We start from the raw sequence: 12,548 nt of genomic DNA on the forward strand, positions 1-12,548 counted from the left end.
GCCTCCCGGGAGCAACCTCCGTCTCAGGGCAGGCGGCAGGCGCGGAGCTCCGTCGAGCCCACCTGCTCGCACGCGCCCACCGCACCTCCGGGGCAGTCCCGGTCGAGCTGGCAGGGCTGGCGGCACTGCTTCACGGCACCGGAGGACACGCAAAAGCCGCAGCGGGCGCAGTCCATGGAGGATTCACACGTGAGGCCCACCGTCTCCGGCGGAGCGCTGGTGCACTCGTTCACGCACACCGAGTCTGGGGCACACCGGTAGTCGAGCGGGCAACTCTGGTCCGTGATGCAGCTCTTCGTGCAGCGGCGCTGGGCATTGCATTTCGCGACGCCCGGGCAGTCGAAGTTGTCTCGGCACGCCTCACCGAGCCGCGGCCCCTTCTCGCAATGCTCTCCGTTGCAGCGCGAGCCGTCCGGGCAGTCCAAGTCCCGGGTGCACGTTTGGACGCACACGCTGCCGACGCAGTCCGCCCCGGGGGGGGCGCAGTCGCATGCCTGGGCACAGCGCTCGTTCAGGGGCACCTGTCCCGTGCAGCCCGCGTCCTCCGAAGGACCCGGGTCCACCGTCCCCCCGTCCCCTCCGTCGCTGGATGTGGGCGCGCAGGCCCAGGTGCTACTCCCAGGCTGCGGCACGGGCCTGCACGCGTAGCCCGGGCGGCTGCACGCCTCGCCACAGGCGCGCATGCACCGGCCCAGCTCCTTCACACACACCGAGCCCGAGGCGCAGGCGTCTCCTTCGCCGCACGGCGCGAGGCAGTAGCCGCCGGGGAAGCCCGTTCCACAGGTGAGCCCGGTGCCACACGCGGCGTCGGAGGTGCAGGCCGCACCCACCTGCGCGGACTCCAACTCCACCCGGACACACGCGCCCGCCACGCACGCCTCGCCGTCGTTGCATGGGAAGGACTCGTCGCAGCGGACCTGGATGGTGAGCGGGCACCCGGCGGCCACCAGGGCGATGAGCGCGGAGGCGATGAAGAGGAGTCGGCGCATGGGGAAACAGGGGGATTCTATGTGAGCAGGGGCGGAAGGACAGCTCCGGCAGGGGAGCCGTCCGACCGCCCTCCTGTCACAGGTTCACGCGTGGAGCGAGGGGCGCGTTACAGGCACACGCCGGCCATGCCTGGGAAGGAAGCGCAGTTGTTGCTGGCGCACTGTTCGTTGCTCGTGCAGGGCATGCCAGGAGCGCCGGAGCTGCAGAAGCCGAGGACCGCATTGGTATAGGGCTTCACGCAGTTCCAGTTGGAGGGGCAGTTCGAGTTGTCCTTGCACATGCCCTCCATGCAGAAGCGTCCCTTGCCGCTGAGGTAGCCGTCGTTGCAGACGGCGCCAAACTGGCCCGTCGGGCACACGCCGCTCTGCGGGCACGGCGGGAACGAGGCGCAGTAGGCGTCCTGCTTCGTGTTGTTCTCCTCGTTCGGGTCGACGCAGATGGCGTACTTGTCGCAGCCGTCCTCCGCGGAGCCCGACCTGTCCGGGTCGCACGCGGGCTTCACCTCGGGCGGCTTGAGGCTGCAGAAGCCCTTGAGACACACCTGCGTCTCGGCGCACTGGCTGTTCGAGGTACACGTGGGCACCGTCTTGTTCTTGCAGTAGTACGGCGGGCCGATGTCCTCGGTGTCGCAGTACATGCTGTCACCGCAGTCCTTGTTGGAGGTGCAGCCCACGGCGCAGATGCCGTTGAAGCAGAACTGGCCGTCCGGACACCTGTGGGTGGCGTTGCACAGGCCCTGCGGGAGGGTGTCTCCGCCGCCGTTGCCGCCGCCGCCGCCGTTGTTGCCGCCATCGCCGTCGCCGCCCGAGGTGTTGCCACAGCCCACCGCCAGCACCAGGAGGAAAGCCATCATCATCCGCTTCATGTGTTTGCCCTCGTGAGTCCCGCGCATCGGCCCCTGCCGGCGCAGCTGGGCACTCCCAGGGCAAGTGGAGTGCCAGGGGGCTTCGGAGCGGTGGAAGCCCACGATTTCGCGGGCTTGCACGCCTGGGAGTCCCGGGAAGGCCCTCCGGCGCGGGAGGAACGTGCCAGAGCTGGCACGCGCGAGGGCCCTCCCGAGGGGACACGCGTGTCAGTCCCCTTCACCCAGGTAGCGGAACAGTGAGCGCAGGCCGATCCCCAACGCCTGTGCCGCCTCCTTCTTGCTCCCTCCACTGCGGGTGATGGCCTCGCGCACATACCGTTGAACGAAGGCGTCGCGGGCCTCGTCCAGAGGAGTGAGGGGCGCATCGTCTCCGCCCAGCTCCAGGTCCTCCGGGCCGAGGAGCCCCACGCCCGCGCTCTGCGCCTGCTGCACCAACGACAGCGTCAGCTCTCGCTCGGCTCGGACGACTCTTCGTCCTCTGCGCTGTGTCGCTCGTCCCAGCCCAGGGCCTGGAGTTTTGCCTTCTCCTTGCGTCGCAACTCCCGCTCCAGCTCCTTCACTCGCTTCTGCACTTCGGCCACCTTTGGTGTCATAACGGTATCCATCGCTTCGCGAGTCAGCGCCGCCCTTCCTATACGAGGCAATGAACCCGTGAGTAAGCTCACATCCACTGATTTCACTGCCGACGCCAAAGCCCTGAACCGCGTCAGCTCAGTGCGCTACATCAAGCTCGGCAAGGCTGGCGGATGGGAAGCCGAGTGCCTCAAGCTCGGTATCGTTCGCTACGGCTTCAACTCCCGCGCTTCCAAGATGATTGCCCTCTCCAAGTCGGGAAAATGGAGTGAACTCACGCAAGCGTTCCTCGCAGCTGGTTTGGAGAAAGGGGTTGCCACCCGTTTCACGAACGAGAGCCGCCACTTCTTCGAAGACGACGGCTCTACGCTTTGGATCACTTTCATGGGCCAAACCTTGTACTGGGGCTTCGTGACCCGCGAGCCGCCGTTCCTGCATGAGGATGGCAATGGTGTTTGGCGACGGCTCAGAGGCGGGTGGAAGTGCACGGACATCAAAAGTGAGCGACTGACGAAGGATGTGCTCTCCGGGGCTCTAACGCAGCTTGCGTCCTATCGCGGGACCTCCTGCCAGGTGCGCGCGTCGGAGTACGTGATCAAGCGGCTCAAGGGCATCAAGACGCCCGAGGTAGAGCAGGCGCTGGCCGCGAGAGAAGCGATGCGGCGAGCGATAGTCCCCCTGCTGCGCCTACTCGGACCCAAGGATTTCGAGCTGCTCGTTGAACTGGTGTTCGGAGCCAGCGGCTATCGAAGGGTGGGGGTTGTGGGAGGGGTCCAGAAGACCATCGACCTCGACCTGGAACTTCCCGTCACCGGCGAGCGAGCGTTCGTGCAGATCAAATCGAAGACATCGCAAGCCGAGCTTGCCCGGTACGTCGAGCAGATCGAAGACCACTATGACCAGATGTTCTTCGTGTTCCACACCGGGGCCGTGACCACCGACGATGCACGGGTGAGGGTGATCGGTCCCGACGACCTGGCGCGCCTTGTGGTGGACGCGGGCCTCTCCGATTGGCTCATCCGCAAGGTGTCGTAGGCCTACTCACGGGTACGCCGGGGAAGCAGGCAAAGGACTCTGTTGCTGTCCAAGGCGAGCGCGGGCGGGAGCGGCAAACGGGAGCGGGAGGGTGAACCCGCCGGCGGGCATGCGCCCGTGCGGGGTGACCGGCTAGAGTCGAGGCCAGAACGGGCGCAACGCCCCTGTACGACGCAGGAGTCTCACGTGTCTCGAATCTCCCTCCGGACCCACCTGGGCCTCGGATTGCTCTTCCTGGCCCTCGCGGCCTGCACACCGGAAGTCACCGTGGGTTCCGTGGAGGTGGTGGGCTCGCTCCCCCAGTCCCTGTCCGCGGGGGACATCGCCGAGGTGCGCGTCACGGTGAGCGCGGCCGACATGTCTCCGCGCACCGTGTCCCTGGCGCTGTCGGGGAGCACCTGGCGTGGCACGCTCCACGAGCTTCCGGCCGGCACTCTGCGCACCTTCTCGGCTGAGGCGCTGGATGGTTCGGGCACCCGGCTCTACGCGGGGCAGGCCACCGACGTCACCATCCTCGCGGGGAAGACGACGCTCGTGTCCATCCTCCTGCAGCAGGTGTCCGAGCCGCCGCCCTTCGAGAACGCGGCGCCCTCCATCACCTCGCTGACGGTGGCTCCCAACCTGGTGGCGCCCGGAGGGAGAGTCTCCCTGAATGTCACGGTGCGGGACGTGAACGCGGGAGACACCTTGACGTACGCCTGGACGGCCTCGGCGGGCAGCTTCGCCTCGGCCTCGAGTGCCTCCACGACGTGGACTGCCCCGGCCGCGGCGGGCCCTGTCACCTTCACCTTTACGGTCACGGACCCGCACGGGGCCTCGGCCACGCTCGGCTTCACCGTCACCGTGGCGGACGCCGGGAGCGCCGAGGTCGAGGTGCGCCTCAACACCTGGCCTCAGGTGAGCCGGGTGAACGCCACCCCGAGCGGGGTGGAGGTGGGGGAGACGACCACGGTGGTGGCCACGGCCTCGGACAGCGATGGAGACGTGCTGAGCTACGAGTGGACGGCCTCGTGCGCGGGGACGTGGGCCGAGGGGACGAGCGCGACGGCCCGGTTCACCCCGAGCGCCCAGCCCGCGGGCGAGACGTGCCCCAACTGCGCGCTGACGGTGGTGGCGAAGGACGGCCGGGGAGGACAGGGCCGAGGGACCTTCTCGCTGTGCGTGGGCTCGAAGCCGACGGCGAGGTTTCCCCCGCGCATCGTGGAGGCCTGGCGCTCCGCTCCGTCCGTGGGGCCCGGGGGCAGTGTCACCCTGGGGGTGAAGGCGGAGGATCCGCAGGGCAGCGCGCTCACCTTCTCCTGGGAGGCGGCCACCGGCATCCTGTCGGCGCCGGCGCACACGGCCGGCACCAGCGAGGTGCTGTGGACGGCTCCGGGTTGCGTGCCGGCGGGTGTCTCGCCGCGTATCACCGCCACGGTGTCCAACGCGCTCGGCTTGTCGACGACGACGTCCTTCTCCTTTTCGGGACTGCCGGCCTGCGCGGCGAGCTTCTGCGGTGACGGCATGCTCGACGAGGGCGAGGCCTGTGATGACGGCAACAGCGACAACGGGGACGACTGCGTCGCCGGGTGCATGCTGGCGATGTGCGGGGACGGCTACGTGGATGGGGCGTCGCCTCGTATCGAGCAGTGCGATACGGCGGGCGAGTCGCCGAGCTGTGACGCGGACTGCACGGCGCGCATCTGTGGCGATGGACAGGTGAACGTCAGTGCCGGGGAGCAGTGTGACAACAGCGGTGGCGGCGACAGCGCGAGCTGCGACGCGGACTGCACCATCCCCTTCTGCGGAGACCACTACGTCAACACCCCGCGAGGCGAGCAGTGCGACACGGGAGGCAACTCGGTGAGCTGCGACGCGGACTGCACGGTGAGCGCCTGTGGTGACCACTTCCTCAACCCGGCGGCCGGGGAGCAGTGCGACACGGGCGGGAACTCGGCCTACTGCGACGCGGACTGCACGATGGCCATGTGCGGTGACGCGCTCACCAACTCCGCGGCGGGCGAGGCCTGTGACGACGGCAACACCGTCACGGAGACGCAGTGCCCCTACGGTACTCCCACCTGCACCGCGTGCAGTGCGACCTGCTCGGCGAGGCTGAACCTCACGGGGCCGTATTGCGGTGATGGAATCGTCAGCAGCGGTGAGGTCTGTGATGACGGCAACAGCGTCACGGAGACGCAATGCCCGGCGGGCACCCCGACCTGTGTGAGGTGCAACGCAACGTGCACGGCCGTCCTTCACCTTACGGGGCCCATCTGAGCCGCCGGCCTGTGGAGGTTGACCCGTAGGACGCCAACCCGAAGCCCCTCGAGCCGACTTGGGAGTCCCGGGAAGGCCCTCCGGCGCGGGAGGAACGTGCCAGAGCTGGCACGCGCGAGGGCCCTCCCGAGGGGACACGCGTGTCAGTCCCCTTCGCCCAGGTAGCGGAACAGCGAGCGCAGGCCGATCCCCAACGCCTGTGCCGCCTCCTTCTTGCTCCCTCCACTGCGGGTGATGGCCTCGCGCACATACCGTTGAACGAAGGCGTCGCGGGCCTCGTCCAGAGGAGTGAGGGGCGCATCGTCTCCGCCCAGCTCCAGGTCCTCCGGGCCGAGGAGCTCTCCCGAGGCAAGAATCGCCGCGCGCCGCACCCGCGAGACCAGCTCCCGCACGTTGCCGGGGTAGGGGTGGCCCCGCAGCGCCTCGGTGGCCTTCTGGGTGAAGCCCCGCGCGCGTCGGCCCTCTTGGGTCAGCACATGGTGGGCGATGAGCAGCACGTCGTCGCCACGCTCGCGCAAGGGCGGCACGTCGACTCGAACCTCCTCCAGCCGGAAGAGGAGGTCCGCCCGGAAGGCTCCCTTCTCCACCAATGTCTCGAGCGGCTCGTGCGTGGCCGAGATGACGCGCATGTCCACCTTGCGCGGGTGGTTTTCTCCCAACCGCGTCACCTCCCGCTCCTGCACCACCCGCAGCAGCCTCGACTGGAGGGCGAACGGCATGTCCCCGATTTCGTCGAGGAAGAGCGTTCCCCCGTCCGCCGCCTCCACCAGTCCCGGCCGGTCCGACCCCGCGCCCGAGAAGGCTCCGCGCGCGTGGCCGAACAGCTCCCGCTCGATGAGGGACTCGGGCAGCGCCGCGCAGTTGATGGCCACCAGCCGCCCGCGCCGTCCACTGCGCCGGTGCAGCGCCCGCGCGACCCACTCCTTGCCCGTGCCCGTCTCGCCTTGGAGCAGCACGTTGAGCGAGGTGGGACCCAGCCGCTCCACCTGCCGGTAGAGCTCGCGCATGGGGCGCGACTCGCCGATGAGGCCCTCGAAGGTGGCTGCTTCGATTCGTTGCGTGAGGTTGTCCACCTGTGCTCGCAGCTCCGTCAGCTCTCGCGAGGTGGCCAGCAGCATCGCCGCCAGCGCGGAGAGGGCCAGGGCCTCCTCCAGCTCCACGGCGGAGAAGGGGGCGCTGCCCACGCGCCGTCCGAGGTACACGGCCGAGAGCGGCGCAGGCTCCGCGCGCAAGGGCAATACCAGTGCGGAGGTGAGGCGCAGGGCCACGACGCTCGGCGCTCCGGCCAGCACCGCGTCCGCGGCCACGTCCGGTACCAGCACGGGTGCTCCTGAGGCCACCACCCGATCCACCAGACTGTCCACCACCGCCGCCTCCGGTACGGGCCCGGTGGCGCACAGCACGTGGCGCCGCGTGCCTTCCGCCGACACGAGGAAGCCCACGTCCGCGCCTGTCGCCTCCGCGAGCCCGCGCATGGCCGTCTCCAGCAGCTCCGCGGGAGGGCGTTGCACCAGCAGCCGGGACGCGAAGCCCGCGAGGACGGAGACGAGCCGCCCGCGTGAGGTGGCCGTGGGCGGGGCCACCCCTGGAGCCTGGGCCTGCTCGGAGGAGGCGAGGGTGAGGAGGGCACTGCCCACGGAGAAGGTATCTCCCGGGGAGAGCGGGGCGAGCTCCACGCGCTTGCCGCGCACGCGCACCTCACAGCCCCTGCTCGCGGGAGATACGGACCAACCGCGCGCGTCGCGGAAGAGCAGGGCGTGACTGGCCTTCACCCCGGACGCATCGAGGACGACGTCGCAGGCGGAATCGGAGCCCACGGACATCACGGGCTTGGTCAGCGGAAGGCGGCGGCCATCGGGAAGGACGAGGAATACCGACATGCGACGGATGAGTCTATCGGGCCCGCGACCACCCGCCATCTACGTCGCGATGGAGGCCATCTCCTCTTCGTCACCGGGCACGCCCTCGACGCGGCGAAGCGGTACCCGCACGCGACGTTCTTCTTCCCCAACGGGTTCGAATCCCGCAGGGGGGAAATGTCCGCCGCGAAGTTGAAAGTGATGTCATATTCATGTGCCATGCGCATCACGATCATCACGTTCGGTACGGAGGGAGACGTCCGTCCCCTGGTGGCGCTGGCCGAGGGCCTCGCCCGGGCGGGCCACACGCCGGTGCTGGTGGCTGACCCGGCGTTCGCTCCGCTCACCGAGGGGCGCGGCATCGTCTTCAAGCCGCTCTCGGGGGACATCCGAGCCACCACGGCCAGCTCGGAGATGGAGGCGCTCTTCACTCGCGGCCTCAACCCGGCGGAGCTCTCGCGCATGATGGCCCGCCTCGCCATCGACCACTCGGAGTCCTGGGCCGAGCAGTTCCTCGCCGCGGCCCGGGGCAGCGACGCCGTCATCGCGATTGGCCTGGGGTTCTTCATCGGCCTGGCCATCGCGGAGAAGCTGGGCATTCCCGCCATCGGCGCGGGCCTGCAGCCCGTGTCCCCCACCGGCCGGTTCCCGCCGCCGCTCATTCCCCCGCCCCGTCGTCCCCTTCCGGGCGTGGTCAACCACTCGCTGCACGTGGCGATGCGGCAGCTCGTCTGGCTCAGCTTCCGCCGCATGGTCAACCAGGCGCGCCGCAAGGTGCTGGGGCTGGGGCCCTGGTCGCTCGTCCATCCCGGCCACGTCATGTTGAAGCATCGCTGGCCGGTCCTCTACGGCTTCTCGCCCGTGGTCGTCCCGCCGCCGCCGGACTGGCCGGATCTCATCAAGGTCACCGGCTACTGGTTCCTGGACGGGGCCAGCACCTGGAAGCCCCCGGCGGCGCTGACCGACTTCCTCGGGGCCGGGCCGGCGCCCGTGTACGTCGGCTTCGGCAGCATGGGCGGTTTCGACCCGGTGGAGACGAGCCGGCTCGTCGTCCGCGCGCTGAACGGCCGGCGCGCGGTGCTGGCGGCGGGCTGGGGCGCGCTGGATCGGAGCGCCCTGCCCGACACCGTGCACTTCCTCGACTCGGCGCCGCACGACTGGCTCTTCCCCAGGATGTCGGCCGTCGTGCACCACTGCGGTGCCGGCACCACGGCCGCGGCGCTCCGCGCGGGCGTACCCATGGTCACCGTGCCGTTCCTGGGTGATCAGCCCTTCTGGGGCTGGCGCATGGAACAGCTCGGCGTGGCGCCGGGCCCGATTCCTCGCAAGCAGCTCACGGCGGAGAACCTCGCGGCGGCCATCTCCGCCACGGACCGGCCCGGGCTGCGTGAGCGGGCCGAGCAGCTCGGAGCGCTCATCCGCGCCGAGGACGGCGTGGCCCATGCGGTGCGGGTCATCGAGGGCGTGCGATGAACGTACTGCACCAGGCACCTCATCCAATGGCGGCCCGCAGCCGCTGCTCGAAGCGACTCAGGAGCGACTCGGCCCGGGCCGGCGTGATGTTCCGCCGGTCATAAACAGTGTGGGCGCGCAGCCCCCCACACGTGCTGACCGACATCACCACCGCCTGGTTCGGCATCGGCCCGCCCAGGAAGCCCAGGCCCTGGAGCGTCAGCTTCCGTCCGGGCTCCGGCGGGGCCAGTCGCCCGACGTTGGTGATGACGCTGTTCCAGGGAAATCGCATCATCCCCTCGATGAGCGCGGTGCCGCTCTCCTTCGCCAGGCTCGGCGGGGTCTGCGCGTAGACCAGCTCGTGCAGGAGGTGGGCATTGCCCAGCTCCGCCTGCTGCCGGACGTCCTGCGTCACGGTGCGGGCCAGCTCCCAGAACGGCTCGTGGTTGCTCACGCGGATGCGGCTGACCACGCCCGACAGTCGCACCGCGACATCCTCGGTGTTCGTGGGGCTGTGGCGCGCGCCGCGCAGGTCCACGGGCGAGCCGAGCGACAGCACCACCGGCTGCCCCGGGGGCAGGAACTCCGCGTGCAGCGCCCCCAGCCAGGCCGCGCCCAGGGCGCCGTGGACCGTCGCGCCGTTGCGCCGGCAGGCCTGGACCAGGGCCTCGGTCTCTTCGGGGGTCAGCTCCAGCTCGTGGTGGCCATTCTCCCGCGTCAGGCGCAGCTCCTCGCACAGGCCTGGAACCACGTTGCCGGGCGCCAGCGTCTGGGCCCGGGCCCGGATGTCCGCGACCACCCTGGCGAAGTGCTGGGCCTTGTCCGGCGCGCCGAAGGCCTCGGGGCGATAGAACGACTCCTGGGCGGGCGGCGGCGCGCTGGGGCTCGGCGCGACGCCCTGGTCCAGGAAGCGGATCAGCTCCGCCAGCAGCCTCGCGCTCGAACGGCCGTCGGCGATGGCGTGATGGAACGTCAGGCCCACCCACGTCCGCGCACCGTCACCGGACACGTGCGCCCGGAACAGGGGCGCACTTCCTTCCTCGAAGGTTCGATCCAGCTCGTGCAGCCAGTGGGTGCGCAGGTGCTTCGGCTCGACCCGCACCAGTTCCGGCGGGGCCGGTTCCACCGCCTCGAAGCAGGGACGACCCACCGCGGCATCCTCGACGATGCGCGCCCGCAGGATGGGGTGCGCCTCGATGAGCGCCGCGAGCCCCCGCGCGAGCTCCTCCTCCGCGACGGTACCGGTGAGCTCCGCGTAGGCCACGAAGTTGCCGCAGATGACCCGGTCGATCTGCCAGAAGAGACACTCCGCAAGTCCCAAGGGGCGGCGCCAGGCCGCGGACGACTCCGAGCTCGTTGAAGGTAGAGGCAAGGCACTCATGGGATGACCTCCGCGCAAGGATGTTGTGCCGCGCCGCGCCATACGACCCGATGTGAATGGCGATTCAGGTTTCAGTATACCTGTCCCGCCCACCACGGGAATGACGATCTCTACACGCCGCTCGGGCTCCCGGCCTTCTCCACAACCCACGGCTGCCCTCTGGCCATGGGCTCGTTCAGAGCGCCGTGGCGACCCGCCCTCCGAGCTTTTTGTTGAACGGAACGTGTGCGGCTCCTGCCCAGGTGGGTGAGTCCTATGGCTCGACCGTACCGTGCGTTCGAGACGTGCTCTGCAATCGCACGACCTTCCTGTGCGAGCCCCTGCACGCGGAAGGAGAAGCCTGTCAATACTCATATCAGTGCACGCGCGGCCTCGCCTGCTCCGACTCGCCAGGCGGAACCTGCGTGCCCATGTGTGGTCCGGGCGAACCCTGCGGGGACTTGAATGTTTGCAAGGCGGACCTGAGCTTCTGCAACGCCAATGACGACCGGTCGAACACCTGTACGACCGCCGGGGCGGAAGGTGAACCCTGCCTCAGCACGGGGGGTGGAAGCACCCCTCTCCATCGCGCCTGTCAGCGAGGCCTCTACTGTCAGAGCTATAATTTCACGATGCCCGGGAGCTGGGGAGGCGGCTCGTGCGCGCGCCTTGTGCCCGAGGGAGGCGCGTGCACGAGCCTCTGAACCGGCGCCCGCCTCCTCTCAGACGGCGGGCTCGCGTCTTCCGGCCCGTCCCGCTCCCCCGCTCGCGGGAGCGGACTTCCGGGCGGCGTGCTGGGCTCGCGCGGCGAAGACGCGGGGCAGGTTGTCCTCAATCCAGTAGGTGAGGGCCTCGATGTGCGTGGCGACCTCCTGGCCCATGGGAGTGAGGCTGTAGTCCACCCGGGGAGGAATCACGGGGAAGACCTCGCGGACGACGAAGCCGTCCTCCTCCAGCGCGTGGAGCGTCTGGGCGAGCATCTTCTCGCTCACGCCCCCCACCTTCCGCCGCAATTCACTGAAGCGGTGCGTGCCCTCCAGCAGGGCCAGGAGCACCAGCACGCCCCAGCGGCTGGTGACGTGGTCCAGGACGCCACGGGAGGGGCACGCGGCGGCGTAGAGATTGCCCCGCTGCTCGGCCCACTTCGCCATCGACTTGCGCTGGTGCTTGGGTTGCTTGCTCGCTGTCATGACAGTAGCTTACCTGAAGGTAGGTACTTACGAAAAGTAAGTATGGCCGTTAGGGTGTGTCCTGCGTTTCGACGAAGTCCTCACGCCAGGAAAGGAACACCCCATGATTCTCGTCACTGGAGCCACCGGAAAGCTCGGCCGTCTCGTCCTCGAGAAGCTGCTCGAGAAGGTCCCCGCCAGCCAGGTCATCGCGGCCGTGCGCAACCCCGAGAAGGCCGCGGAACTGAGCGCACGCGGCGTCCAGGTCCGCAAGGCGGACTACGGCAAGCCGGAGACGCTCGGGCCGGCGTTCGCGGGAGTGGAGAAGGTGCTGCTCATTTCCTCCAGCGAGGTCGGGCAGCGGGCGGCGCAGCACCAGGCGGTGGTGGAGGCGGCCCGGAAGGCCGGAGTGAAGCTGCTGGCCTATACGAGCATCCTGCACGCGGACCGCTCGCGGCTGGCGCTGGCCGCGGAGCACAAGGCCACCGAGGAAATCATCCGGGCCTCGGGGGTGCCGTACGTGTTCCTGCGCAACGGCTGGTACACGGAGAACTACACGGAGAACCTGGGGCCTGCGCTGGCACATGGTGCCATCGTGGGCAGCGCGGGCGTGGGCCGGATCGCCGCGGCCACCCGGGCGGACTACGCGGCGGCGGCGGTCGCGGTGCTGACCGGCTCGGGCCATGAGAACAAGGTGTACGAGCTGGCGGGAGACCCCGCGTTCACGATGGCGGAGCTGGCCGCCGAGGTGTCACGCAAGGCGGGCAAGGCGATTGTGTACGAGGACCTGCCGCCCGAGCAGTACAAGGGCGTGCTGGAGGGCGCCGGTGTGCCGGGGCCCTTCGCCGGGATATTGGCGGACTCGGACGTCGGTGCGTCTCGCGGCGAGCTGAACGACACATCGGGTGATCTGCGCCGTCTCATCGGCCGTGCCACGACGCCGCTCGCGGACGCGGTGGCCGTGGCGCTCACGCGCTGAGATCTAC

Annotated in this window: 11 protein-coding genes; 4 read left to right on the forward strand and 7 right to left on the reverse strand. The window is 69.4% G+C overall.

The window, feature by feature from the left end; genetic code table 11:
• Positions 1 to 23: 23 nt before the first annotated feature.
• The 4 genes from OV287_RS15055 to OV287_RS15070 form a co-directional block, all read right to left on the reverse strand.
• The gene (locus tag OV287_RS15055) at positions 24 to 989 is read right to left on the reverse strand and encodes a hypothetical protein (RefSeq protein ID WP_267534705.1); all 966 of its coding nucleotides are present in this window, start codon (positions 987 to 989) and stop codon (positions 24 to 26) included.
• Positions 990 to 1,096: 107 nt separating this feature from the next.
• Positions 1,097 to 1,855, reverse strand: a complete 759-nt coding sequence (locus tag OV287_RS15060; RefSeq protein ID WP_267534706.1) for a Dickkopf N-terminal cysteine-rich domain-containing protein — start codon at positions 1,853 to 1,855, stop codon at positions 1,097 to 1,099.
• 207 nt (positions 1,856 to 2,062) lie between these two features.
• Positions 2,063 to 2,287, reverse strand: a complete 225-nt coding sequence (locus tag OV287_RS15065) for a helix-turn-helix domain-containing protein (protein ID WP_267534707.1) — start codon at positions 2,285 to 2,287, stop codon at positions 2,063 to 2,065.
• A gap of 11 nt (positions 2,288 to 2,298) precedes the next feature.
• Positions 2,299 to 2,448, reverse strand: coding sequence for a hypothetical protein (locus tag OV287_RS15070; RefSeq protein ID WP_267534708.1), 150 nt, complete (start codon positions 2,446 to 2,448; stop codon positions 2,299 to 2,301).
• A 58-nt stretch (positions 2,449 to 2,506) separates the two neighbouring features.
• Here OV287_RS15070 and OV287_RS15075 point away from each other — a divergent pair, with 58 nt between their 5' ends.
• Positions 2,507 to 3,463: a restriction endonuclease gene (locus tag OV287_RS15075; protein WP_267534709.1), complete on the forward strand. Its 957-nt coding sequence runs from the start codon at positions 2,507 to 2,509 to the stop codon at positions 3,461 to 3,463.
• A gap of 186 nt (positions 3,464 to 3,649) precedes the next feature.
• Positions 3,650 to 5,722: a DUF4215 domain-containing protein gene (locus OV287_RS15080; RefSeq protein ID WP_267534710.1), complete on the forward strand. Its 2,073-nt coding sequence runs from the start codon at positions 3,650 to 3,652 to the stop codon at positions 5,720 to 5,722.
• 143 nt (positions 5,723 to 5,865) lie between these two features.
• On the opposite strand, the gene OV287_RS15085 is transcribed toward OV287_RS15080, so the two are convergent.
• The gene (locus tag OV287_RS15085) at positions 5,866 to 7,602 is read right to left on the reverse strand and encodes a sigma 54-interacting transcriptional regulator (RefSeq protein ID WP_267534711.1); all 1,737 of its coding nucleotides are present in this window, start codon (positions 7,600 to 7,602) and stop codon (positions 5,866 to 5,868) included.
• A 198-nt stretch (positions 7,603 to 7,800) separates the two neighbouring features.
• On the opposite strand from OV287_RS15085, the gene OV287_RS15090 reads away from it, so the two are divergent.
• Entirely contained in the window at positions 7,801 to 9,054 is a 1,254-nt protein-coding gene (locus OV287_RS15090) for a glycosyltransferase (RefSeq protein WP_267534712.1), read from the forward strand.
• A 19-nt stretch (positions 9,055 to 9,073) separates the two neighbouring features.
• On the opposite strand, the gene OV287_RS15095 is transcribed toward OV287_RS15090, so the two are convergent.
• Both OV287_RS15095 and OV287_RS15100 read right to left on the reverse strand, forming a co-directional pair.
• Positions 9,074 to 10,414 (reverse strand): phthiocerol/phthiodiolone dimycocerosyl transferase family protein, encoded by a 1,341-nt coding sequence (locus tag OV287_RS15095; RefSeq protein WP_267534713.1) that lies wholly within the window; start codon positions 10,412 to 10,414, stop codon positions 9,074 to 9,076.
• A gap of 701 nt (positions 10,415 to 11,115) precedes the next feature.
• A complete protein-coding gene (locus OV287_RS15100; protein WP_267534714.1) occupies positions 11,116 to 11,583 on the reverse strand; it encodes a winged helix-turn-helix transcriptional regulator in 468 nt (155 codons plus the stop codon).
• A 103-nt stretch (positions 11,584 to 11,686) separates the two neighbouring features.
• On the opposite strand from OV287_RS15100, the gene OV287_RS15105 reads away from it, so the two are divergent.
• Entirely contained in the window at positions 11,687 to 12,541 is an 855-nt protein-coding gene (locus tag OV287_RS15105; protein ID WP_267534715.1) for an SDR family oxidoreductase, read from the forward strand.
• The last annotated feature ends 7 nt before the right edge of the window (positions 12,542 to 12,548 follow it).

The organism is Archangium lansingense (assembly GCF_026626635.1).
In the GTDB taxonomy this organism is placed as follows: domain Bacteria; phylum Myxococcota; class Myxococcia; order Myxococcales; family Myxococcaceae; genus Archangium; species Archangium lansingense.